This window comes from Pedobacter sp. KBW01 (genome assembly GCF_003852395.1).
Classification (GTDB): domain Bacteria; phylum Bacteroidota; class Bacteroidia; order Sphingobacteriales; family Sphingobacteriaceae; genus Pedobacter.
Genome location: NZ_QAJQ01000028.1, coordinates 13,949 through 39,763, shown reverse-complemented (window position 1 = coordinate 39,763; position 25,815 = coordinate 13,949). Strand labels below are relative to the sequence as shown.

The following is a 25,815-nucleotide window of genomic DNA, read 5'->3' as shown; positions in this document are numbered from 1 at the left end:
TATATGAAACTTATATGTCTGATATGGTTTTTGTTTTACATGGTAATAAATTGAGTTGTCATCCTGAGCTTGTCGAAGGATCTGCCTTAACCTAATTCAATCATTCAAAACTCAATTACGCCAATACCTCTTCGCGCATTTCCTGGGCTGCTGCCACCATTTCAATCAGTGCTTTTTTGGTTTCATCCCAATGGCGGGTTTTTAATCCACAATCAGGGTTTACCCAAAGCTGATCGGCAGGAACCACAGCTTTCGCTTTTTCCAAAAGCTGCACCATTTCTGCTCTTGAAGGTACCCTTGGCGAGTGGATATCGTACACACCAGGCCCAATTTCGTTCGGGTATTTAAAGTCGGCAAAGGCATCAAGCAGTTCCATTTGCGAACGCGAACATTCAATTGTAATTACATCGGCATCCATATCGGCGATATTTTGGATAATATCGTTAAACTCCGAATAGCACATGTGAGTATGGATCTGCGTTTCGTCTTTTACACCGCTTGCCGAAATTTTAAAGGCCGTAACCGCCCATTTCAGGTAAGCCTGCCAATCTGTTTGGCGTAACGGAAGGCCTTCGCGTATGGCTGGCTCATCAATTTGAATGACTTTTATTCCTGCATTTTCGAGGTCTACCACTTCATCGCGGATAGCCAGTGCAATTTGGTTACAGGTAACTGATCTCGGCTGGTCGTTACGTACAAAAGACCATTGCAATATCGTAACCGGACCGGTTAACATGCCTTTTACAAGGATTGGGGTTAACGATTGCGCAAATGCTGTCCAGTAAACCGTCATGGCTTTAGGGCGGTCTACATCACCATAAATAATAGGGGGTTTAACGCAGCGGCTACCGTAGCTCTGTACCCAGCCATTTTTGGTAAAGGTAAAGCCGTTAAGCTGCTCACCAAAATACTCTACCATATCGTTACGCTCAAATTCGCCATGTACCAATACATCAATGCCAATTTCTTCCTGCCAGCGAATGGCTTCTTCGGTTTCCTTTTTTAATAAAGTATCGTATTCGGCAGGTGTAATTTCTCCCTTTTTAAATTGTGCCCTCCAGTTTCTAACTTCGGTAGTTTGTGGAAAAGAACCGATAGTTGTAGTAGGGAAAAGCGGCAGTTTTAAAATATCCTGCTGTGTCTTTTTCCTGATCGAAAAGGCATTTTCGCGTTCTGCATCTTTATCGGTAATGCCACTTACCCTTTGCTTTACTGTTGTGTTATGGATCAGCGTAGAAGTTCTGCGGCTTTCAATGGCGTTTTTGTTTTCAGTGAGTTTAGTCAGTGCCTCCTGACCGGGGGTTTCATCAGCCAATGCTTTGAGGGTAACCACCTCATCAATTTTCTGTTTGGCAAAGGCCAGCCATTGCTTAATTTCGGGGGTAAGGGTTTCCTCGTTGGTTTCCAGGTCCAGATCGCAAGGCGAATGCAATAATGAGCACGAAGGCGCAATCAATACGCGGTCGCTACCCAGTTGGGCTACTGCTTTTTTGATGATGGCTAAAGATTGCTCAAAATCATTTTTCCAGATATTTCTACCATCAACCACTCCAAGAGATAAGCTTAATGTAGCCGGAATGGCATTTAGTACTTCATCCAGCTGCTCAGGGCAACGTACCAAATCGATGTGTAAAGCCTGTACAGGTAAGCCGGTAGCCAGTGCAAGGTTATCTTTTAAGCCCTCAAAATAAGTGGCTACCAATACCTTAAGCTGCGGAAATTGTTTCCTGATTTCGGCATAAACATAATTGTAGGCTGCACGGGCTTTTTCGTTAATATCTAACGCTAAAAACGGTTCGTCGAACTGGATCCACTCTGCTCCCTGATCTTTCAGCTCTGTTAAAATCTGGAGGTAAACCGGTAACAGTTTCTTAATCAAGTCGATTTTATCAAAACCGGTTTCTTTTTCTTTGCCCAGTAACAGGTAAGAAACAGGCCCAATAATTACAGGTTTGCTGTTAATGCCCAGTTGTTTTGCCCTTACAAATTCGTTTACAATTTTGCCTGAGAAAAGGTTAAACTCCTGGTTTTTATAAAATTCGGGTACAATGTAATGGTAATTGGTATCGAGCCATTTGGTCATTTCCATGGCGGTAATGTCTAAACCATCTTTCTGGTAGCCCCGGGCCATGGCAAAATACAAATCGAGTTCGTTATTGGTTTTCTGCAGTACCACCTGGTTATAACGTTTTGGAATGGCGCCTACGGTTAGCGACATATCCAGGATCTGGTCGTAATAAGAAAAATCGTTTGAAGGAATCAGGTCGATACCTGCCTCTTGTTGTAGTTTCCAGTTTTGATCGGCAATGTTACGGCCTTTGCTCAGCAGCTCTGCCAAAGTAATTTTGCCGGCCCAATATTGCTCGCTGGCTTTTTTTAGTTCTCTGTTGCTCCCGATACGCGGGTAGCCTAGGTTGTGGGTTTGCATTTTTTCAACTTTTTAAATGGTTAATAATCATTGTAAAAAGCCCCTTGTTAATTTCGCAATGCAATAAGGAAGGAAGTATGAAGGAGCGCAATGCCACGGAAACAGGGCACAACAAGCCCATAAAGGTTTTGTACCAGTGTAACAGCATTTGTCTGACATCAGGCTTCAATCGCGAAAGCATTGTCAATTCCGGAACAGAAAGGTATCCTGACTTGTAACCGTTTTATCATCTATGGATGTTTTTGATAAAATCTTAAATGTTACTTACAGTTGCGCGACAGTTCGTGATTTACACACGATTCCCTTTTCACTTCCGGTTATTGAAATATATACAAGAACTCTTTTGCTTACAATCAGTTTTTAATTCTTTTCAAAGGTAGTTAAGTGGATATTAAAACTATTGATTGTGAAATAATAAGGTTAAACAGCTGTTTTTGTGTTGTTTTTTAGTGTATTTTGCTTTTGAGTACTTAGATTTGGCAGCAAAAAAGAAAAATATTCTATGAGCGAGCTTGATGAAACTGATTTATTACTGTTGAAGATTTTAGGCAATAACTCCAGTTACACCACAAAAGAGCTGGCAGCGCAGGTAAACTTATCGCCGTCGCCGGTTTTTGAAAGGGTAAAACGGTTAGAAAACAATGGCTATATTAAAAAATACATCGCTATACTGGATGCGGAGAAATTTAACCAGGGCTTTATTGTTTTTTGTAACATTAAACTGAAACAGCATGACCGAAAAATCGGCCACCACTTTGTGGCCGATATTTTAAAAATAGATGAAGTTACAGAATGTTATAATGTTTCTGGCGACTATGATTTTATTTTGAAGGTATATGCGAGGGACATGAAACACTATCAGGATTTTGTTTTCAATAAACTCGGCTCAGTAGAAAGTATTGGGAGTACACACAGCACTTTCGTAATGGCCGAGATTAAAAATTCGCATAACATTAATTTTTAAGGGGCTGTGGCATTCTTTCGTTTGTCTACAAGTTTGCCACACTGAGCCTGTTGAAATGCCTATTTAAACTGGTAAGTTTTAACATAATCAAATACAACCTCGTCGGGATATACGCCCTTGGTGTAGTCGCCGCCAAAACCAGTTAATTCGGTACTTAAGATCATGTATTCTGAAATACCCGACAGGCCTTTACTTGTGCGGAATACTTCGGTTCCATCAACAAAAAAGACGTATTCTACGTTGTTCCAAAGTAATCCAAAAGTGTGAAAATTATTGTCGTTAATGGTTTCGCTGGGTACAATTTTACTTTCGCTTTTGTGGGTTGCACCGTAGCCTCCCCAATGTACGGTATGGTAAGTGGCGTTTGGATTCGGCTTCAGGTATTCAAAAATATCAACTTCTGCACCCACTGCAAGTGCATTATCTGGCTGTGAACCCATTGTATTTGTTTGTAGCCAAAAAGAGGAGTGTGTACCAAGCGATTTTTGCATTTTAGCCCTGCATTCAAAATAACCGTACTTCTGGGCAAACTTACCATCGGTACACAGTTGCCCAACATAATATTTTCCATCAGTATCTTTAATCGTTTGTATCACCAGATTTCCTTTGCCATCAAGCGAAATGGTTTTATTGCCCGAAACAGTAGCATATCCCCTTACGGTTCCATCAGCCCTGTAAGCCCATTTCGTTGCATCGATTGTTGTGCCGTTAAAATCATCAACAAAAACAGGAGTCATCTGGTGAATAAAGTCGGCTGGTTTTAAAGGTTTTTGGAGAAATGGATCCGTTTTTTGCGAAAGCGTTGGTACTTCGGGAACATCATTTTTCTTGGCGCAGGATAAAAGTAGAACGGCGATTAAAATTGAAACTGTGTTTTTCATAATACATTTAAAATTTGGTTACAGGATAAAGGTGTACCTTTTTTAGAATAAGCAGGGGCTAAAATCCTTAACAAATGGGGCGAAAAATACAAAGATATTATGGGTAATATGGATGACCTGTTGCAGCAGGTGCATAGGCCTGTAGGTAGGAAGCTGCTTGTGGCCTGTAAGCTTAACATTTTCTTAATGTTCACCAAACTTAAAGGGTATACTGTCCAAATACCTTTGCCGAAAAAAGATTTATGAAACGAATAGTTGCCCTAATGGCCTTGTTGTGGCTTTCGGCGGGATATGTATCGGCACAAGAAAACCATGTGGTATTGATTAGTATAGATGGCTTACGCCCCGAATTTTATTTAGATCCGCAATGGGGCATGATTAATGTACGCCAGGCCATGCAAAACGGAGCATATGCAGAGGGCGTAAGGGGCAGTTTCCCAACGGTTACCTATCCTTCTCACACCACCATTGTAAGTGGTGTATTGCCAGCCAAACATGGTATTTATTATAACACACCTGTTGAACCGCTGGGCATTTCGGGCAAGTGGTTCTGGTATTACAAAGACATTAAAGTACCTACCATCTGGACAGCAGCTAAAGATGCAGGTTTAACAACCGCAGGGGTGAGCTGGCCGGTTACCGTTGGTGCGCCAATTACGTATAACCTGCCTGAGTATGTAATTCTTCCACAAGGTAAAGGAGAGAAAAAAGACGAGATTAAAGCCATGTCTTTGGAATCGAACCCTAAAGAGCTTTTTCAGGAAGTACAGGATTATGCGGTAGGTAAGTTTAACGAGGAATATGGTGCTTCGGTTGATTTTTATACCAGCGACCAGAATAAATCGCGCATGGCAGCCTATATTTTAAGAAGATATAAGCCAGCTTTCCTGGCATTGCACATTGCACTTTTAGATCACTTTGAACATGAGCAGGGCCGCGATGGAGATAAAGTAAGATCGGCTATCGTAGGGGCAGATGTGGCTATTAAAACCATTATGGATGCGGTAGAGGCATCGGGTATGAGCAAAAACACTACTTTCATCATTACCGGCGACCACGGTTTTGTTGATATCCACACACAGTTTAAACCTAATGTAGTACTAAACAAGCTTGGCCTTTACGATGATGCCAATAAAGAAGGCTGGAAAGCTTACTTTCAGCAAAGCGGTGGATCTGCCTTTTTACACCTTAAAGATCCAAACGATAAAAAAAGCGTAGAGCAGGTAAAAAAAGCATTAAGCCAGTTACCGGAAGGCATCCAAAGAACTTTCCACGTATTGGATAAAGAGGGGATTGCTAAAGCACAAGTCGATCCAACAGCTGTTTTAGCGCTTGCTGCAAATCAGGGTTTCAGCTTTGGAGCTTCGGCCACGGGCGATATGCTTGCTCCGGCCAGCGGTGGTACCCATGGCTACCTTCCAACTGATTTTAAAGAGATACAAACCGGTTTTGTTACTTTCGGTAAAGGAATAAAAGCAGGTGCTGTTTTGCCCTTAATTGGTCAGGAAGATATTGCACCTTTAATTGCAAAATTGCTTAACCTGAACCTAAAAACAGATGGCGTGTTATACCCGGGCATACTGGCTCCGGTAAAGAAATAACAGGCAAATAACTGGTTAAAAAAATAAAGGGCTTCGAAAGTATATTTTCGAAGCCCTTTATTTTTAATCTTTTTTTTAACAGGTTTAAAATACGCCAATGTAGTGGTTTCCTGTTTTGTTAATCAGTTTAGCGCCTTTGGTTACGTTACCCGTTCTGCTGTTGATGATGTAAATGTTGCCATCTTTACCAACTGGGGTTACAGCTACAAAAACTTCATCGCCATTTACTACCCAACCCTGATATTGAAAAAAGTAAAGATCGGGTTCATAAGGTAAGGTTACCTGTTTAGCGGTTTTGGCATTTAAATCTACCCTTGCAATAAAACTTTGTTGTTCGGTGGCATTAAAGGCTGAGGCAGCTGCTCCATCATGCGTGTACATGATAAAGGCAATTCCGTTTCGGGCATATGTCCAGCTTTCTATGTAGGCTCCTTTAACACCTAAAGCTGCATCTAAGCTAAATTTATAGGCGTTATCGTATTCGTTATTTGGGTTAATACGCAGGATATGTGAACCTGCCTCTTGCGTAGCCTGGTAAATGTAACCATCTTCGGCCAGGTAAGAATTGAAATTGCGATAACCATTGGTGTTACCTGTGCTCACAGTAGAACTGATTAAAGTTGGGTTTTTTAGTGATGGATAATCAACCAGTAACGATTTTGCAGGGATTTTAACAGTCCCCGAATTATCAGCAATGCCCGTTGCGGTATTGTACTTGCTTTTAGAAACACCAATAATTAACTTGTTACCCGCTTTGTTTAATACCGGGCCATCTAAACGTCCAATGTAAAAACCCTGAGCCTCTTCGGTTGCTAAAAGCGGAATTTCATACTGCTCGTAAGTTTTAATGCCTGCAGCCTGCAGGTTTAAAGACAATACTGTTGATTTTGCCCTTGCATATTTATAGGTTATTCCATCCGCTTCTGTAGTAATTTTTACACCCGAAACGTTTACTGCAACACCAGTTTTATCGTTATCGAATAGTTTCACCCAGCGGGGTGAAGTAGTTGCGTAGCTGGAAATATTTACCTTGTCGCTTAATTCAGCATAGCTGCTACCACCATTTACTTTATATTTAGAAAACTCTCCTCCGTTTGGTCCGGTGTAAGCAATGTTAAAAAGTGTACTTCCATCAAGCGATGATTGTAAACGGGCAGTACGTTGCGACCTTACTGGAAAACCATTGGTATAAACATCTATAGATTTGTTGGGGTCTTTGGCATCGTTTACACTTACCGAATACACCATTGTTCCACCATTACCATCTCCCGGGGTAGTACCCATCAAAGCACCCGAAAGGGTAATCCAGCGGCTGGAGTTGCCCAGGTTTTCTTCCGGCTCTGGTATTTTATTATTTTTCGAACAACCTGAAATAGTAGTTGCCATTGCTACAGCTCCAAGCATCAAGAGCTTTAAAAATTGCTTTTTCATATTAATGATTAATTAGATTTAAAAATTGTTAATGGTATAGTTAAACTTTAAATAAAATGCTCTTCCAGGTTTTTGGGCGGCAAAATTATCGTAAGCCTCTTTGTTAAATATGTTTTTGGCGTCGAAACTGATCACCATCCTTTGGTTAGGGAAACGGTAGCTGGTGCCTAAATCCTGTATAAACTGGGTAGGGGTAATGTTAAATTCGTCGCGTTTAAGCTGCCAGATGGTTTCGAAGGGGTGTACATAACCGAAATTGTAATACAGGTTTAAAGCCGATTTTTTCTGCAACAGATTATCTATGCGGTATTGTACATTACCGTTTGCGGTAAAGAAGGGTTCGTTTGGAATTTGATTGCCGTTAAAGAGCGAAGCTCCATCCTGCAGCAATGCATTGAATCTCGACAAGTTCAGTACCACATTCAGTTTACGGTATATGTAGTTTACTTCAGCTTCGAATCCGATAGATCGTACGCCGGATAGGTTTACATTGTTGGAGGTTTCCATATTGGTAATATTCCGGTCGCTTGATAAAAGCACGATTTTATCTTTGGTGTTACGTAAAAAACTACCTCCTGAAATAGAAATGCGATGTTGGTTAAAGCGAAAGGTACCTGCACGGAAGCCCAGGTTAAAATTATTACTGATCTCTGGACGGATAGATGGATTGGCCACTAAATTGTCGGCCTGGTTACCGAATATCTCCGATTCGCCGGGCATTCTTACTGCTTTCTCGGCCGAGGCGATAATAACAAAGTTGGGTTTAAGGGAATATGAAGTGGCAAAACCATAACCAGTGGTATTTCGGTCGTCGCTGGTTATCCTTTCTATACGGGTAGGCTGTCCGTTTACATTTTGTTGTACGGGGTCTGTCCGGTCTATTTTTTGTTGATAGTATTTACCAAATAAACTGGTTCTTAAACGGCCTTCAAAAGCTTCCATTTCGTATGAGAAAGCCGAAACATTTTTAGTCAGGTCGCTGGTCGACAGATAATTTCGTTCCAATATGGTTCTCAGCTCGTCCATATCCTGCCTGTCTACCACATAAAACATATGGTTAAAAACTACTTTATGGTTTTCGGCAATATTGTAACTTAAACTGGCGCGTAAAGTCGCAATTTGCCTGCTGATGTTGTTCATGGTTGGGGCAGCCTGTTGTGCACCACCAAGTGTGCGCAAGGGTTCGCCTTTTATGCCAATTACTTTCTGCCCATCCCAGTTGTAGCGGTAACTTACCGTATCCTGAATGTATTGATGCCTGTCGCTGTAAACACCGTTAAAGCTAAAATTTAAGCCTTTTAACAACAGGTCGTTCTTTTTATAATCGAGACCAATTACATGTGCCTGCGATTTTGAAAATCTGCCCATATAAGGCCTGCTCATGTACTGGCCATGTTGTACCTCATCGTAAGTATCCGAAACGTTATAGTTTACCATCAGGTTGTCGGCCCATTTTACATCGGTAAAACCCAGTTCGAAACGGCCACCATACGATTTGTAGGCATCATTAAACCGCTTTCCCCGAGTTTCGATCATCTGGCCGTTGGGCTGTTCATTACGTACAAACTTGCCCCATACCTCATAATCGTTATCAGAGTAGCTGTAAAAACCTGATCCGCGTACCGTAAAACCAGATTTGGCATCGCGGTACATGCCGCTTAAATCGGCCTGTTGGGTATTAAAAGAGCCATAAGAAACTGAGGCATTTAAGTTGTTGCGCAAACCGCCTTTTTTTAAAATCACGTTAATGCCTCCGCCCAGGTAATCGCCGGCAAGGTGCGCAGGCAATACGCCTTTATACACTTCTATCCGCTCAATCATAGATGGTGGAATATTGTTGAGGTTGAAAGAAGAACCATAGGTAGAAATCTCTATTCCATCAATAAAAATTCCAATGGCGCGGCCTGACATTCCGTTTAAGTTGTAATTTGCTTCAGAACCGATACCGCCACTCTGGCGAACCCTAACTCCAACAGTTCTATTAAGAAGTTCGTTGGTTTGTAAATTCCGTAATGATGCTGCTTTGGTATCAATTACATTCACGGCAAAACCCGAAGTTTCGATCTTCCTTTTTTCTGTTTTGCCCTGCACGGTTACCTGCTCCAGCTCGCGATCGGAAATGGTTAGCACCTTTGGGTTTAGCACAGTTTTATCTTTATTAATATTAACTGCGAAGTTTTTGTGGCGTATTTCAACAGAACTGATAATCAGCGTATAATTGCCATATTTCACTGCCTGCATCTCATACTTGCCATCAGCATCTGTCATGGTTTTTCTGTCAAGCTCTTTCAGTAAAACAGTAGCACCGCTAACCGCTTCGCCCTGCTCGTTGGTTACCTTGCCCCACAGGGTGCCGGTTTGGGCTGATGCTGCGGAAGTGATACAGGATATGATGAGGATTAATAAACAGTGTTTCATTAAATAGTGTAATTTTTTATATTTGTTCTTTAGAATAGGTCTTAATAAGAATAACTTTGCCGCAAAGATAAAAGCTGAATATGACGCAATCGGGAGAAGAACTAACGCTTAAGGGAGAATATAAACACGATATAGAAAGTGTGTTTTCGTTTAATAAAGCGATTGCTTTCAGCTATATTATGGATGTAGCAGACCGGAAGAAGATCGAAATCAGGATGAGCCATCCGGATGATGAGCAGTTAGAAGTTTTTCAAATGATTTTTGTGTTGAAAGGGAATGTCACCGTCCACACCTCTGATGCACCGGATAAGGTAAATATCAGTGTACATCAACACAACCTTTGCCGGGTAGCCATTCAGTCGGTGCGCATGGTTATGAGCGATAGTAGCGACGAAGTGGTTTGTATTAACCTGAGTGCTGCTTTTTTAAACCGGTATGTACCGGTTAACCATCCGGCACATCGCAGACTCATGGCTGTACGCACAGGCAAGGAGGCCCCGGTCATACTTTCACCAGTAAACTTGTCTGTTACGCCCGAAATTGGTACAATTTTGCAACGACTGAGCGATGCAGCTCAAAGTAATTTCTGCGATCAGTTGCTGCTCGAATCTAAAGTAATTGAACTACTGGCGCTGCAACTTGGACAATTTGAGCAGCTTCAAAGTAGTATAGGTACGCCAAAGCTTAAAACCGAAGAATTAGAAAGGATGCAGGAAGCACGGGAAATCTTAATACACCATGTTGGAGAAAAGCTGTCGTTACGTACCCTGGCCCACCTGGTGGGTACCAACGAGTTTAATCTTAAACGCGATTTTAAAACTGTTTTCGGTAATACCGTATATGGTTACCTCAATCAGTTTAAAATGGAAAAGGCCAGGTCAATACTCCTGGCAAAAGATATTACCATTGCCGAGATTGCTAAAAAGGTAGGCTACAAGCATGCTACACACTTTACCAGCGCATTTAAAAAATACTTTGGCTACTTGCCCAATAAAATTAAAGCAGGCAAATTATCGTTATTGATCTTCATGGAAGATATTATTGTGCTTTTTGATAATCTCTTTTGTGCAATAGTTTAGTAGGAATAGTTTTCTATCAAACCATAGAAACTCCTTGGTTTCCTTTTGTACCAGTTGAAATCTAAAGACTGATTTTTTACAGTAATTTTTGGTAGCAGAAGAATCGTAATCCCGGGCGTTTGGCCAGTGTAATTTCTCCACTAAATGCATAACCTAATTTGGGGAACAGCGCTTGTGTAGCCTTATTCTCACTATTGGTATCTACCCTTAAAATGGTAATGTTACGTGTTTGCGCCACAGTTTCTGCCTGCTGCATTAAGGCCCGGGCAATGCCTTTGCCCTGTAAATCGGGGTTTACCGCCAGGCGGTGGGTTACAATGGCATTTTCGGTAATATCCCAGCCGGCATCAGCATATTCGGGATCCTGATCGGTAGTAATGGCTGTAACCCCTGCAATTTGATTGTCTATTTCAGCTACCCATAACTGCGCCAGCGCAATGTCTTTCTCAAATACTTCGGGGTTTGGATAATCGTTTCCCCACTGGAAATTTCCTGCAGCCTGCATTAAGGGCACTACTTTACGTACCAATTGCATTATACCTGCTATATCTGTCGTTTCGGCTAATCTGATTGTCATGGACCAAAGATAGCAGAATGAAGAAAAGCATCGTTCATCGCTATGTCAGAACAGGTTTTTACAGAGGATAAATTTGTGCAAAAGAAATAAACCACAGATAAAAAGAATAACCACAGATTTAAATAAATGATCTGTGGTTATCTGTGGCAAAAAACAGGAATCTTTTTTTCCCGGTTAGTTATTCAAAATCTCTTTGGTTTTTGATAGAGTTTCGGCTGCTGTTGTTTTAGGCAGATTACTGATCTCGAACTGTTTCAAAGCATTTTCAAGCTGTTGCAGTTTTTCGCTTTGGTTTTTATCAGTATATTCTTTTCTAAGTAGTTTTATTTTTTCAAAATCCTGTGCGCCTTCAATCATTTTTTCGAAACGTACCGAGCTAAATGGTCCCGGGTAAACCAGGTAAGTGTCGCCGGCAGGCCATGCCGTAAAACGCGTATCGGTTAACGGACTTTTGGTCCAGCTGTTAAAGGCCCAACGCAAGTAACCATCCATGTTTTTGTTGGCGGTGTACCAACCCATCCAAACCGACTCTGCCGGCGATGAAAAACTAAAAGCATTTGGGTAAGGTTCGGTACAGCAAGTGTACCAGGTGCTTATTTTGCCCGCTGCATGGCGGTTTTTCAATACCTCGGCAGGGTATTCCCATTTAGAGGCAATGCAATAGTTAAAAATATCTTTTTCAATTTCCTGGTGATATTCGCCGGCCAATGCGATTTTCCATTCGCTATCAATCGATTTTAGCAGGCTGATTACACTTTTCATGGCAGGCATAGGCCTTTCGTCCATGGCAATGTAGGTTTTGTTAAACCAGTTTTTCTGTTTCAGGTGGCGGGTAAAATCTTTAAGCATGGTGCCCCAAAAAACGTTGTAACCTGGGGTGCCAATGGCTTCCGTAAAAACAGCTTCTTTGTTGGTGCTCTCGTCGAAATAGCTGAATGCAATTTTCCAGGGTACCATACTGTAGCAGTTAATGCGCTGGTTAATGCCGCAGCTCATGGTAAAAGCTACATATTTATCAAACAGGCTATAATCGTAACTCCAGCTACCATCTTTTTTCTTCGTCCATTTAATCAGGCTGGGGTAGTCGTCGTAAGTTTGGTGTCCCCAGGGTTCGTTTACAATGCTGGTGGTAATGGTTTTTTGTCCGGCATTAGCCAGCATTTTATAATAATCTTTCATTAAGTCAAAATGCTCGTTGCTCCATAATTTTACCTGGTGCACCCGTGCAATGGCTGCCGGATGTTGCCAAAGGTCTAAATCGTAAGCCCACTGCTCTGGCGAAGTTAAGGTTCTGTCTACCAACCTAACCGAAATTTCGAGGCTGTTTGCTTTATCTCCGTTAATGCTAACGGTTCCTTTATAAATACCAGCTTTTGCTCCCTGCGGAACTTTTATGCTTAGCCAAACCGGTTGGGTACTATTAGGCGTTAAAGTAAGTACTTTAGTTTTGGTATCGATAAGATCGGCAACGTACGAAGAATCAAAATCTTTCGATTTGCGGTAACCGCAACCATCTCTGAATTCGTCGGTAATTACATATTTGATAAAGCCTGTTGATAGGTTTTCTTTTTTAATGGTATTACCTTCAGGGCTTTTTAAATCGCTTATATTCAAGCTTACCGGGGCGGTGCCTTTTGTCCAGATCAGGATTTGGGTGTTTAGGATTTCGCCTTTCCAGGAGTTAAATACCCAGCTTTTGTTGTTGTTTACCGTTGGCGGCACCTCGCGGGCAAAGCGTTGGTTGCTGCTGGCAAAGCTTAGGTTTAATCCGGCAGGTACTTTTGCCCATTGGGCAGTAACAACATCTGTACTTAATTTGGGTGCTTTTTGGAGGGCCAGACTGGCATCTTGCGCATTAACCGTTGCAGCGGTTAACAGGGTTAAAATAAATAGAGAAAACTTCATAATCCACAAGTTAACAAATTGTAAATCATACTGTAGAAAGCATTTTTAGCGCAATCGTTTGTGTGATTGTAACAAAGATGATGCAAGACGGAAGGCAAGAGGTAGAGGGCTGGAAGGTTAGGAGGTTGAAGGGAGGGGGGCAAATAAAAAAATACCCGTTTGTATATCTAGTATATCGCCAAAATGGCAATCTAGTGCTTTACATCTTTACGAAGCAGTTTGCTCACATGGCTTTCATCGGTAAGGTCGAATTCGGCTGCAATTTGCTTCAGTCCAAATCTCCCACTGGCCATCCGCTGTTCGATTAAATGCTTGCGGTAATCGTTAATGTAGCTACGAAGTGTGAATCCGGTGTTCCGCTTGAAATACGGCCCAATATAATCTTCAGAGCGTTTAAAGTGGGCAGCCATTACGCTTGCTTTTAACTGCTTAGGCTGGTAAATGTGTTTATGCAGGTAACAGAAAAGGGCCTGTATATCTTTTGTGCGCTGGCTATTGCTTTTAATTTCGGGCATGTTGCGCTGCATAATATGCGCTAGGGTAAGGATTTGTGCCCAGATCAGCATTTCATTCTGCAGCATATTGTGCTTTAATGCCAGTACAAGCGTAATGATCTGGTCGGCAACCTGTTGGTCTTCTTCTGAGAAATTAAAACCTGAAAGGTGGGTTTCCCGACTCTTGATCAGGTATTCTAATTGCTTGATCCCTAGTAGACTAATGTCGTTTTGATGGATGTAGATATCGGTGAATTTCATATAAATAAAATGTGTCTTCTCTTCGATCTCAAAATAGTGTTCATCATCAGGGCCGATTAAAAACAGGTTGCCCTGCCGATAGGCAATCGGTAACTGGTTAATGAAATGAACACCAGAACCCGATTTGACATAAATCAGCTCATAGTGGTTGTGCCTGTGTACTGGGTACGGCCATGCTGTTGCCTCGAACTCCGAAACCACAAGAGGTTGAAACTGGATATATCGCTTAATCATAGATTTATACAAATTTATCAAAGTATTTTACAAAAGTGCCTGTGGTTTTATCGTTCACCTTTGCATAGTAATAAATAAAACAGCAATGAAAAACATTAAAACCGCACTCGTAGTAGGTGCAAACGGGGTAATTGGAAGTAAGCTGATTGAGCATTTGGAAAGTTTGGGCAATTGGAATATTATCGGTTTATCGCGTAGAGGAGGCTTAAGCACAAATAAAACACAATACCTCACTGTTGATTTACTGAACGAGGCTGAAAGCAAGCAGCAATTGCATAAACTGCACGGGGTAACACATATTTTTTATGCTGCGTACCAGGACCGATCAGATTGGGCTGGCCTTGTTGCCCCAAATATGGCAATGCTGGTTAATGTAGTTAATGCGATCGAAAGTGTAGCAGAGAACCTGCAGCATATAAGTTTAATGCAAGGTTATAAGGTTTATGGTGCACACTATGGGCCATTTAAAACGCCTGCAAAAGAAAGTGATGGTGCACATATGCCTCCTGAGTTTAATGTATCGCAGCAAGAGTTTTTAACAGAACATCAAAAGGGTAAAAAATGGACCTGGTCGGCGCTTAGACCTTCGGTTGTTGCCGGAACGGCCTTGGGTAATCCTATGAACCTGGTGATGGTTATAGCTGTATATGCTTCAATTTCAAAAAAATTAGGTGTACCCCTTCGTTTTCCGGGTAAACCTGGTGCATACGATAAGTTGCTGGATATTACCGATGCCGGATTACTGGCAAAAGCTACGGTTTGGGCTGCTACAAATACAGCATGTGCCAACCAGGCTTTTAATATTACCAACGGCGATTTAATTAGATGGAATGACCTTTGGCCTAAAATTGCCACCTACTTTAAAATGGAAACTGCTGCTCCTTTACCAATGCCTTTACAGCAAGTGATGGTCGATAAGGCAGAAATATGGGCAGACATACAGGCCAGTTATGGTTTAGCCGACACTAGTTACGAAGCAGTATCGTCATGGGCTTTCGGCGATTTTGTTTTTTCATGGGATTACGACTTCTTTTCGGACGGAACCAAAGCAAGAAGAATGGGGTTTAATGAATATATAGACACTGAAAAAATGTTCTTCGACTTATTTGATGAACTTAAGCATCAGAAAATTATTCCTGAAATTTAGGGTTAAGTTAAAATAGTGGTTTAAAATAAAAAGCAAAGCAACCTGCTGGTTACTTTGCTTTTTATTTGGATATATCTAAAGGTTATACATCCCGCCATCCACAATCAGCTCCGATCCTAAAATAAATGAAGAATCATCAGAGGCGAAGAAGGTAATTGTTTTGGCAATTTCTTCGGCATCGCCAAACCTGCCTACCGGAATTTTTTGGGTAAGGCTGTCGCCCATTTGCTTTAAATCTTCTGTCGATAAACCAAGCTTATCTGTACTATGTAAAGGCGTAACAACCGGGCCAGGGCTTACAGCGTTTACCCTGATTTTGCGATCGGTTAATTCGGCCGAGAGGTTTTTGGCCAGGGTTAGCAAAGCTGCTTTACTTGCGGCGTAAACCGTTGCACCTGCCATGCCAATGTGCGCGTTTATCGAAGTGTTTAGTATTATCGATCCACCATTATTAATTAATGGTAATAATTGTTGTAAACTAAAATAAGCACCTTTAAAATTGATGTTCATAATTTCATCAAATGTTTCTTCGGTCATGGTGGCCAGCGCATCAAACTTTCCTACTCCTGCATTTATCACTACAATATCTAGTGTTGGTGTAATGGTTTTTACCTGCTCGGCCAGTTTGGTAACTTCTTCCATGTATGCGCTATCCGAAATTATGCCGTAAGCATTGTCACCCAGTTTGGCTAATGCTTCATTTACCGATTTCTCGTTTCTGCCTGTAATAATTACTTTGGCGCCCTGAGCTAAAAAATCTTTTGCTGTTGCGAAACCTATACCGCTGTTTCCTCCTGTAATGATGGCGGTTTTACCTGCTAATTTTTTCATATCTTTATGTTTTAATAGCTCAAAGAGACGGTAAATCCCCATGCCCATCAAGTAGGTACTTTTTGGTTCGGTACGTACTTTTTTGTAAGAAATGCCCCGAGTTTCTTTAAATACCTGTAGCAAAATTTTATATGACAAAGAAAAGACAAGCCTATTATACCTGTTCAATGGAAGCTGCCTTAAATGTAATTGGAGGGAAGTGGAAACTAACGATTTTAAACCGTCTATTATCGGGGCCTAAACGGTATGGAGAGCTTCATCGCAGCGTTGCAGGCATTACCGAAAAAATGCTTACCCAGCAGTTGCGCGAGCTGGAAGAAGATCGGGTAATTGCCCGCACAATTTATCCGGTAGTACCACCCAGGGTAGAATATGCTTTTACCGAATCGGGAGAAAAACTGAGCGATGTTTTTAAGGCTTTAGAAATATGGGGGAGTAATTTTCAGTACCGCATTAACCCGATATCAGGTAATGCAGATCACGATAAAAGCTGTTATGCCTTTAAAGAAGAAGAGCAGCCAGATCAACTTATCCACAACCCATAAGCACATGCCGGTTTAATTTAAAGGAAAATCGGATATTTGCAGCTGCTTATCCTTTATTCCTTTATGAAACCCTACCTGCAGCTTTTCGATTTTTCGAAGAAAATCAATTACCGGACTGAAATTCTTGCAGGCTTAACCGTTGCCATGACCATGATTCCCGAATCGTTGTCGTTTGCCATACTGGCTGGCTTCCCACCGCTAACTGGTTTATATGCCGCTTTTATTATGGGGCTGGTAACGGCCATTTTGGGTGGCAGGCCAGGTTTGGTTTCGGGCGGTGCAGGAGCAACGGTAATTGTGCTGATTGCTTTAATGAAAACGCAGGGTATCGAATACGTTTTTGCTGCCGTAGCCCTCGCGGGGGTAATTCAGATTTTAGTTGGCTTGTTTAGGCTGGGCAAATTTGTAAGGTTGGTGCCGCAACCCGTAATGTTCGGTTTTGTAAACGGCCTGGCGGTAATTATTTTCATGTCGCAGTTGCAGCAGTTTAAAACGCTGGTTAACGGTACCGAAGTATGGTTAAGCGGTACTCCGTTATATATCATGCTTGGGCTGGTGTTGTTAACGGTTGCTATTGTAATTGTGCTACCTAAAATAACCAAAGCGGTACCGGCATCGCTGGTGGCCATTATTGCTGTGTTTATTATTGTATTGGGTTTCGGCATTCATACCAAACTGGTTAAGGATATTGCCTCTGTAGCGGGTGGTTTTCCGCCGTTTCATATTCCAAATGTGCCTTTAAACCTCGAAATGCTTAAAATTATTTTCCCTTATTCGCTGATTATGGCTGGGGTAGGCTTAACCGAGGGCTTGCTAACCTTAAACCTGGTTGATGAAATTACGGCCAGCAAGGGCGATAGAAACCGCGAAAGCATGGCACAGGGGGTAGCCAATATCTTAAATGGTTTTTTTACGGGTATGGGCGGCTGCCCGATGATTGCACAAACCCTGGTTAACCTTTCGGCAGGAGCAAGGGCACGCTTATCGGGCATTATTGCGGCGTTAACCATTTTGCTTATTATTTTAATTGGTGCCCCGGTAATAGACCGTGTACCCATGGCTGCCCTGGTTGGGGTAATGATGATGGTTGCCATTGGTACATTTGAGTGGATGAGCTTTAAGGTAATTAATAAAATGCCTAAGCAGGATATTGTAATCGGTATTTTAGTGGCATTAATTACCATCTGGCTACATAATCTGGCCCTTGCGGTATTGGTTGGGGTAATTATCTCAGCACTGGTGTTTTCATGGGAAAGTTCTAAGCGCATTAGGGCTAACCAATATATAGATGAAACTGGTACAAAGCATTATGAATTATTTGGTCCCTTGTTTTTTGGCTCGGTAGCCAATTTCAATGCCTTATTTGATATTGCAAACGATCCGCAAAATATAACAATAGATTTTAAGCACAGCAGGGTTTTTGATATGTCGGGGATTGATGCTTTGAATAAGCTAACCGAAAAATACCATGATGCAGAAAAGAAGTTGCAGTTAAGGCATCTGAGTGATGATTGCAAACGTCTGCTTAAAAATGCCGACAAAATTATTCAGGTTAATATTGTTGAAGACCCCACATACCGTGTGGCTACAGAAAGATAATTCAATCTACATTTCGTTTGCCAATCCGTTTTACCTTCTTTAATGGGTAACATAATTGCTAGGTTTTATCAAATCTTTTACAGACACTGAAAGGCTTAAGGCTTTCGTATCTGAAATGTTGCTTTTTGCTAAAACGTTTAACTAGTTCTGGAATTCGCAACTAAAAACCGGTTGTTTTATTGTGATCTGCTCGCTGTTTTTTCTTTAAATGCTGTTTTATAGGATGTTAAAATATCAATATATTTTATTAATATTTAATTTTTTATCTGTCCATTCGACAATTAAATTAGGACAATTAAATATTATGCCCTCATTTTATAAAAATTTCATAAAAATGACAATTCTATATTAAAACGTTTTAGTATTATATATATTTGATTTAACCAAATACTAATTATATGAGAATTACTAACCTTTACTATCAAAGTACCCGTCTTCTGAACTTGAGACCCATCTTGCCGTTTCCGAAAAAATAAGTTTTAGAAAATCATTTTTTTACCAATTAAAAGATCCATTAACTATGCGATACTTATGGGCGTGCCTTGTCTTTTTTGCAGTGTTTACGTTAAACGTTTTACCGGTTTTTGCTGGCGCTAATAAAATGCATAAAGGCCTATCAATTAAATCCTTTGTTCTTCAGGATACGACGAAAATCAAGTTCGTTTCCTTAAAAGATTCATTGAGAAAAGACAGCTTAAACCAGATTAAGCAAAAAACAATTTACAATAAGTTATCTGGTGGCGTACAGAAAAACACCGGCAACTTATCCCTTTTCCCTGCCATCTCATTACAGCAAAATTTAAAGGGCAATTATGCTGGTTTGTATGTTCAGGAACCATCGGGCGAACCTGGTACCATACAGAATATGTTTTTGAGGGGAGCACCTATGCCACTCTTATCCAAAAAGGATGTATATGCCTCGCAGCCTTTAGTGGTGCTGGATGGGATTCCGCTCATTGGCGAACATCCCTTCGCTTTTGATATTCAGCAGTACGATTTTAACAGGATTGGTCCGGCTACCAATTTGTTGAGCACCATCGATATTAACAATATCGCATCGGTTGAAGTATTAAGCGATTTAGCCAGTACGGCCATTTACGGGCCAAGAGGCGTAAACGGCGTAATTCTGCTCAAATCAAAATCGCCTGATGGCATTGCACGCAGCATTAGCTTTAACTCTTACATCGGTATGGTGCAAAAGCCAACCGTTAGTACCATTAATGGTAAGTACGAAAACACATTCAGACAGCGCTTTTATGATATTTATACCACAAACGGCAGGTACTCTGACGATGAGGCCTATCCGGTTTATTTAAGCGATTCGTTAAATAATGTATATAGCGGTAAGTCTGACTGGACCGATTTATACTATAAAAATGCACTTGTTTATGGTATCAATTTAGGTTTAACAGGAGGTTCGGACAGGGCCAGTTTCAGGTTCTCGCTCGGTAACACCAAAAGTGAAGGTGTGGCAGATGGAACGGGATTAGACCGTTACAGCGCCATGTTTAATATCAACATGAAACCGGTCAAATGGTTATTGTTCTCGGCAATGATTAATGGTAACCGTTTAAACCGCACCCGCAACAGAAGTTTAAGGGACCGCTTTGCACAGATTAACTATTTCCCGGATTTAAGTGCGCCACTGGCGCCCAATAAAGATTATTATGCCAGCTACCTGAACGAGTACACTAAAGGTTTTGACGATAATAAAACCAATAGTATACAGGGCTTTGCCAAGCTGGTGGGTACTTTGGGTAAATTTAAAATCAGCTCATCGTTTAATGTAGATTATAACGAAGGGTACCGTGATGTTTTTTATGCCCGTACTTTATTGCAGGGAAATAGCTATGCCTCTAACTATTACGGCTTTAATCAGCGTTTAATGATGGATAATAAGGCCACTTACGACCTTAACCTTAAAAACGTACACGATTTTCACTTTGAGCTGGGCCAATCCATGATGTGGGATATTTATAAGTATAACAATGCTTATGCTTATAAAGGCGCCAACGATTACATTAAAATTAACCTGTTAGATTCCAAGCCTAAAAACGATGATGGTTCGGATAATGGCAATTATTTAACCCCAACAGCTTTTCCAAGAGAATTAACTTATCGTTTCTTAGATAAAACAGCTGATAACCTGTTATCATTCTATGGTAAGGTAAATTATTCGTACAACGATAAATATTTCGTTTCGGGTACCTTACGCCTGGATGGTTCATCAAATGCGCAACCTACCAAACGCTGGTTTTACTCGCCGGTACTTTCTGCCGCATGGAACATTAAAAACGATCTGTTAAAAGATACTAAACTGGTTGATGATCTGGTATTGCGAGCTAGTGTAGGTAGAATGGGCCGCGCTTTTACATACGATAACTATGCACAAGGCCCGCAGTATACTGCATCAGTTGGTTATACCGGAAACTTAACCGTACCGGGTTATAACGCTATTGGTGTGCTTACTAGGCCTTACTCTTTTGGTTGGGTGGGTTATGGTGTGCCATGGTCATATTCCGATCAGCTTAACATCGGTGTAGATGTGGCGATGCTCAAAAACCGCCTGCATGTATCGGCCGATTTTTATACCAAGGCTGAGAAAAACCAGCTGCTGGGCATTCCATCGTATGCTGAGTATGGCTACAAACAATCGATAGAAAGTGGCCTGAATATGAGCAACACCGGGGTAGATTTAACCATTAGTGCTTTGGTAATTGCACAAAGCAAATTCTCATGGAATTCGGCCCTTAACCTTAACCACAACAGCAATAAGTTAACAGCATTGCCAAGAGGTTTAAATGAAATTATTATTGGCAACAGATTCTTAAAAGTTGGCCAACCGGTAGATCAGTATTGGTTATTGGAAAACGAAGGCATTTATACAGCAAATAGCCAGGTACCTGTAGTAAACGGACAACCTTTAAAATACAATGGTACGCCTTTAAAAGCAGGCGACCCACGCTGGAAAGACCAGAACGGCGATAACATTATCGACGAGAAAGATAAAGTATTGAAAGGCCATTCGCTACCGGTTTTATCGGGTGGTTTCGATAACTCTTTTACCTACGGTAACTGGAGTTTAGGTACCAACCTGTATTTCAACCTGGGCCGCAAACTCATTAACCAGGACATGGCTAATCGCTTTGATTTTGTAAACCGCGAAGGCAATACCGATGTATCGTCGGTAAAGGAAATTACTTTCTGGGAAAAAAGAGGCGATTACAGCAAATACCCACTGTACAATCCATGGAGCACTGTAATTCCTTACCGTACCGATCAGGATTTGTTTTTAGAAAATGCTTCATTCCTGAAACTGAGATCTGTTTCACTGGGATACGATTTAGGAGCGGTACTGAAAAAGAAGAACATCAAAATCAACAAGTTTTTTGTGTACGGATCGGTAAATAATGTATTTGTAATTACGCCTTACACCGGGCAAGATCCTGAGCTGGTAAGTTACGATGGTATTGATACCGGTTATGGCCAGCCTATACCAAGAACGTATACTCTGGGTGTTAAAATGGAATTATAATATGGAAAGCAATACGAACAAAACATCAACAATGATGAAGAAGATATTATACACATTTCTGCTGGCTACAGTGGTTTTATCAGGTTGTAATAAAGCCCTTGAAACCGATTCGACGCGCGTTGTGGGCGAGAAAAACATGTGGAACACCGTAGAAGATGCAAGGGCAGGTATTATGGGTGTTTATGCGCTTACACGTGCAGCACTATCTGATAACAATGGCCACTGGATTTACGGCGACGTGAGGCCTGGGGAGTTTACAAGCCCGAAAAGACAAGACCTGAAAGCCATTATCAGCAACAATTTAAATGCATCTTACCCGGTAGTAGAATCGCTTTCTGATTGGACCAGGTTTTATGCCATTGTAAATGGTGCGAATGTTTTTATGGAAAATGTAGCCCATGTAAAAGCGACCGATAAACGTTACTCGGATAACAACATGACGGTAGATATTGCTCAAGCTAGGTTTTTAAGGGCTTTTGCTTATTTCTACATGGTACGCATCTGGGGCGACGTACCTTTCATTATCTCATCAAACGAAGGGGTATTTGAAAACAAACCGCGTGAAAATCAGGCCAAGATTTTAGCATGGGTAGAAAGTGAAATGTTAAAGGCCGCAGCCGATTTACCTTACATTTACAGCGGAGGTGACATTCAGCAGCCCAGCAATTATTACAATGAAGACAGAAGCCGTTGGGGCGGTGCGTTGGCCACTAAAGTGACTGCTTATGCTGTTTTAGCACATGTTGCAGCCTGGACAGCCGATTATTCGAATGTGGCCAAGTATGCCAAATTTGTAGAAGATAATTATGGCAAAAGTGGTGGTGGTTTTACTTCGAGCACCGATTTGAGCAACTCAAATGGCTTTTTCTACAATAAAAACACCAGACAAATGTTTGGCTTTAACTCTGATTATGGCCACATCGATGGTTCATCAACCGGACATATCGAAGAGCTAACACTGGCCGAACCAATTATTACCAAAGCCATACCGGATATCTATTTACCGAAAGATTCGATTCTGAAATATTTTAACTGGCCAAATGATGAACGTTTTGCAGTGGATACCTTAGGTCAATCTAAGTACGACCGGTATTTCACTAATTTAAATGGTAAGTATCCCATTTTTAGTAAAATAAAGGTAATTCAGGGTGGAAGTACCGACCCCAACTTCAGGTACTTTACAAGTGCGCTTATTTTTACCCGCTTAGAAGATATTGTGCTTTTAAGGGCCGAAGCACTATCGGTTTTAGGCGACCAAACCGGCGCTGCTAATGAATTGCTGAGTATCCTTCTGCGAAGAACAGTACCGGGTACATCTATTAGTTTTAATGCGAATGGCGATTTGATCAAAATGATTTTTGAAGAAAGGCACCGCGAATTATTGGGTGAGGGGCAACGCTGGTACGATTTAATCCGCTACAATAAAATCAGACAGAACGATGCCAAATTTATGAACCTGATCAATTCGGGCGGTATTTACTGGCCAATTTCGCGTAGGCTTTTGTTGCAGAATAATTTATTAACACAGAACCCTTACTGGCGCTAAACAATAAAGAAATGAAACCATCATCATCTTTCAAATCGCACTGCGAAATGCTTAAGCTCATGATGGCTTCATCACCATTAAAATATAATCAGATGAAAAAATTTGTAAAATATGTGGGAGCCATAACCATGCTTTTATTGCTAGCCCTGGTATATTCGGCTTGTAAAAAGAACGGAGGCTATTACGAAGCTGCCGGTGAGACCGCGCCGTTTTCGGGAAATATATATGAATATTTAAAAAGCAAGCCTGGTGTTTACGATTCGCTAATTGTAGCGGTTGACAGGATGGGGCTAAAAAAGACACTTACCGATAGTAATGTGACCTTGTTTGCCGTTACCAATCCTAGTTTTCAGCTGGCTTTACGTAATTTAAATGCCCTAAGAAAGCAATCGGATAAAGATCCCTTGTTTTTAGCCAATATTGATGGCGTACAGTTGGATACGATGATTTCTTACTACATCATCAGAGGGGTAAAACCAACCGATTCGTTAAAACTACAGGATGGTTTGAATTTAACCAGCGTAAAGGTTGCTTATCCCATGCATGCCAAATCGGTAAAAGGATCGGCATCGGGCCAGGTGGGTGCCGGACCCGAAGTAATTGAATTCAGTAATACCAAAAAAAGCAAGTTTATCAGAAACTGGTCTACCAGTACTACTGCTTCAAATAATATCCGCACCAAAAACGGAATTGTACATGTAATCAGTCCCGATCACCTTTTCGGTTTCGATGGTTTTGTTACCCGTTTAACCTTTGTTCCGCCTCCGCCAAACTTAATGACTATTGTAGGAGGTACATTTTCTACCAACCGCGAAAACGGTGGTGGGCCAACCAGTGGTGAGAACTCTAAAAAGGTAATCGATGGCGACGATCATACCAAGTTTTTATGCGATTTGAACGGCTTTTTAACGATGCAGTTTAAACTTAAAACACCAGAGGTGTCGTCTGTTTATACCCTAACATCAGCTAACGATGCGGTAGAAAGAGATCCGAAAGCCTGGACGTATGAGGGGTCTCAGGATGGTGTAAACTGGACCGAATTACACCGCGTTTCCAACTTCTTCTTCGAAGAAAGGTATCAGCAAAAAGTATTCAGGTGTACCAATACAGTGGCCTACCAGTACTACCGCGTAAATATTACCGAGTTAAGAAGCGGTGGTGTATTCCAGCTGGCCGAATGGACAATTAATAAAACGAAATAGATGATGGAGTACGGAAAAAATAAATTAGAAAAACTTATGAAGTCAATCCTAAAAAAGGAACATCTTTTTGTAGTGTTTGCGCTGGTTGTTTTTAGCGGATGTAAAAAACTATACAATTTGCCTGACGAAAAAGATTACTTAAGTAACAATGTAAATTTTAGCAATAAAATTCTGGAGCCGATTATTGGCCGTAATAATTTAATAGGTGGTTTTAATGGCGATAACTCAACAGCACCAATCACTTTCGAAATTTTAAATGCAAGGTTTGGAGATGGAAGGCCGGTGAACGATATTTTTCAAAAAGTACCTACTTACGTTTGGATCGCCCCATACACGGGTTTAGAAAAAAGCCTGGCTGAGATTGAGGCCAAAAGAAAACTCGAGGAGCATTCTTTATTGGAAATCCGTTCTTCAGGACAGTTTATTTTGTGGGCATCGGCAACGAACCAACTGATTAAGCCAAGGCCTATAGATAGTACCAACTTTTCGCAGGATACCCGTTTTTTCGATGTAAAAGTTAAAAATACAGGTGGCGAGCGATTAATTAAAGATTTCCAGATCAGGCCGTTCAGGGAGCGCCCTTATGAGCCTTCTAACGATTTTAATGCTTACACAGGCTTGCCTGCACCTGATCCTAAATTCCCGCTTGATAAAAAACTAAGGGATTATATCCGCCCTTATTTAAACAATGTAGTTGGCGCTAATAGTAATAAAAATCTGGTAAGCAATAACGACCTTAAAGATGTGGTGGTTTACATCCGTCCGTTTATAGGCGGCAATGGGCATTCGTTGCGAATCAAAGCTTTAAATAAAGATTCGGTAGAAATCAATCCGGCCTTTTTTAACGAAACCGTTTGGGATAAAATGATACATGGCTTTAACATGCAGAAAACCGATAAGTACGTACAGTATGATGTGGCTTATCCAATTCCACTGGTAGAAGTTCCAACCTCGTACGCCACTGGTGGTTCGAGGGCAAAGGCCGAGCTGAGCTATTCAAGAGGCGCTTTTGGTGGAGGTCGTATCATTGCCAATTTCGGTGTCGATTTCGCCATTTACCGGGCAGGAGATTGGGAAGTTGTATTTCACTTTAAAACAGATAACCCAAAATTTGCAAACGAGTAGGCAACATTTAAA

18 protein-coding genes and 1 riboswitch are annotated in these 25,815 nt (G+C 41.3%); of the genes, 10 read left to right on the top strand and 8 right to left on the bottom strand.

Going from position 1 to position 25,815, the window contains the following annotated elements; translation table 11 throughout:
* Window positions 1-115 precede the first annotated feature (115 nt).
* Window positions 116-2,428: a 5-methyltetrahydropteroyltriglutamate--homocysteine S-methyltransferase gene (gene metE, locus DBR40_RS23180; protein WP_124562118.1), complete on the bottom strand. Its 2,313-nt coding sequence runs from the start codon at window positions 2,426-2,428 to the stop codon at window positions 116-118.
* A 179-nt stretch (window positions 2,429-2,607) separates the two neighbouring features.
* A riboswitch (cobalamin riboswitch) is annotated at window positions 2,608-2,787 on the bottom strand.
* Window positions 2,788-2,930: 143 nt separating this feature from the next.
* Between metE and DBR40_RS23175 the strand changes: the two genes are divergently transcribed.
* A complete protein-coding gene (locus tag DBR40_RS23175; RefSeq protein ID WP_124562117.1) occupies window positions 2,931-3,392 on the top strand; it encodes an Lrp/AsnC family transcriptional regulator in 462 nt (153 codons plus the stop codon).
* 59 nt (window positions 3,393-3,451) lie between these two features.
* Here the strand turns inward: DBR40_RS23175 and DBR40_RS23170 are convergent, their stop codons facing one another.
* On the bottom strand, window positions 3,452-4,273 hold the full coding sequence (locus tag DBR40_RS23170) for a family 16 glycosylhydrolase (RefSeq protein ID WP_124562116.1): 822 nt from the start codon (window positions 4,271-4,273) through the stop codon (window positions 3,452-3,454).
* A 242-nt stretch (window positions 4,274-4,515) separates the two neighbouring features.
* On the opposite strand from DBR40_RS23170, the gene DBR40_RS23165 reads away from it, so the two are divergent.
* A complete protein-coding gene (locus tag DBR40_RS23165; protein ID WP_124562115.1) occupies window positions 4,516-5,874 on the top strand; it encodes an alkaline phosphatase family protein in 1,359 nt (452 codons plus the stop codon).
* Between the two features lie 84 nt (window positions 5,875-5,958).
* Here the strand turns inward: DBR40_RS23165 and DBR40_RS23160 are convergent, their stop codons facing one another.
* Together DBR40_RS23160 and DBR40_RS23155 are read right to left on the bottom strand one after the other, a co-directional pair.
* A complete protein-coding gene (locus tag DBR40_RS23160; protein WP_124562114.1) occupies window positions 5,959-7,305 on the bottom strand; it encodes a hypothetical protein in 1,347 nt (448 codons plus the stop codon).
* Between the two features lie 18 nt (window positions 7,306-7,323).
* Window positions 7,324-9,723 carry a TonB-dependent receptor gene (locus tag DBR40_RS23155; protein ID WP_124562113.1) on the bottom strand — a complete coding sequence of 800 codons (2,400 nt, stop codon included), beginning with the start codon at window positions 9,721-9,723 and terminating at the stop codon, window positions 7,324-7,326.
* An 80-nt stretch (window positions 9,724-9,803) separates the two neighbouring features.
* Between DBR40_RS23155 and DBR40_RS23150 the strand changes: the two genes are divergently transcribed.
* Window positions 9,804-10,802 (top strand): helix-turn-helix transcriptional regulator, encoded by a 999-nt coding sequence (locus tag DBR40_RS23150; RefSeq protein WP_124562112.1) that lies wholly within the window; start codon window positions 9,804-9,806, stop codon window positions 10,800-10,802.
* A 76-nt stretch (window positions 10,803-10,878) separates the two neighbouring features.
* On the opposite strand, the gene DBR40_RS23145 is transcribed toward DBR40_RS23150, so the two are convergent.
* From DBR40_RS23145 to DBR40_RS23135, 3 genes are all read right to left on the bottom strand, one after another.
* On the bottom strand, window positions 10,879-11,379 hold the full coding sequence (locus tag DBR40_RS23145; protein ID WP_124562111.1) for a GNAT family N-acetyltransferase: 501 nt from the start codon (window positions 11,377-11,379) through the stop codon (window positions 10,879-10,881).
* Between the two features lie 174 nt (window positions 11,380-11,553).
* The gene (locus DBR40_RS23140; RefSeq protein ID WP_124562110.1) at window positions 11,554-13,284 is read right to left on the bottom strand and encodes a DUF4091 domain-containing protein; all 1,731 of its coding nucleotides are present in this window, start codon (window positions 13,282-13,284) and stop codon (window positions 11,554-11,556) included.
* Between the two features lie 191 nt (window positions 13,285-13,475).
* A complete protein-coding gene (locus tag DBR40_RS23135; RefSeq protein WP_124562109.1) occupies window positions 13,476-14,273 on the bottom strand; it encodes an AraC family transcriptional regulator in 798 nt (265 codons plus the stop codon).
* Between the two features lie 85 nt (window positions 14,274-14,358).
* On the opposite strand from DBR40_RS23135, the gene DBR40_RS23130 reads away from it, so the two are divergent.
* Window positions 14,359-15,420: an SDR family oxidoreductase gene (locus DBR40_RS23130; RefSeq protein WP_124562108.1), complete on the top strand. Its 1,062-nt coding sequence runs from the start codon at window positions 14,359-14,361 to the stop codon at window positions 15,418-15,420.
* A gap of 75 nt (window positions 15,421-15,495) precedes the next feature.
* On the opposite strand, the gene DBR40_RS23125 is transcribed toward DBR40_RS23130, so the two are convergent.
* Complete coding sequence (locus tag DBR40_RS23125; RefSeq protein WP_124562107.1) at window positions 15,496-16,251, bottom strand: SDR family oxidoreductase; 756 nt, start codon at window positions 16,249-16,251, stop codon at window positions 15,496-15,498.
* Between the two features lie 131 nt (window positions 16,252-16,382).
* Between DBR40_RS23125 and DBR40_RS23120 the strand changes: the two genes are divergently transcribed.
* The 6 genes from DBR40_RS23120 (at window position 16,383) to DBR40_RS23095 (ending at window position 25,803) form a co-directional block, all read left to right on the top strand.
* Complete coding sequence (locus tag DBR40_RS23120) at window positions 16,383-16,796, top strand: winged helix-turn-helix transcriptional regulator (protein ID WP_124562106.1); 414 nt, start codon at window positions 16,383-16,385, stop codon at window positions 16,794-16,796.
* 63 nt (window positions 16,797-16,859) lie between these two features.
* The gene (locus DBR40_RS23115; protein WP_124562105.1) at window positions 16,860-18,395 is read left to right on the top strand and encodes a SulP family inorganic anion transporter; all 1,536 of its coding nucleotides are present in this window, start codon (window positions 16,860-16,862) and stop codon (window positions 18,393-18,395) included.
* Window positions 18,396-19,074: 679 nt separating this feature from the next.
* Complete coding sequence (locus DBR40_RS23110; protein WP_233603969.1) at window positions 19,075-21,930, top strand: SusC/RagA family TonB-linked outer membrane protein; 2,856 nt, start codon at window positions 19,075-19,077, stop codon at window positions 21,928-21,930.
* Between the two features lie 34 nt (window positions 21,931-21,964).
* A complete protein-coding gene (locus DBR40_RS23105) occupies window positions 21,965-23,476 on the top strand; it encodes a RagB/SusD family nutrient uptake outer membrane protein (RefSeq protein WP_233603968.1) in 1,512 nt (503 codons plus the stop codon).
* An 11-nt stretch (window positions 23,477-23,487) separates the two neighbouring features.
* On the top strand, window positions 23,488-24,678 hold the full coding sequence (locus DBR40_RS23100; protein WP_233603967.1) for a fasciclin domain-containing protein: 1,191 nt from the start codon (window positions 23,488-23,490) through the stop codon (window positions 24,676-24,678).
* A gap of 36 nt (window positions 24,679-24,714) precedes the next feature.
* Window positions 24,715-25,803: a DUF5007 domain-containing protein gene (locus DBR40_RS23095; RefSeq protein ID WP_124562103.1), complete on the top strand. Its 1,089-nt coding sequence runs from the start codon at window positions 24,715-24,717 to the stop codon at window positions 25,801-25,803.
* Window positions 25,804-25,815 lie beyond the last annotated feature (12 nt).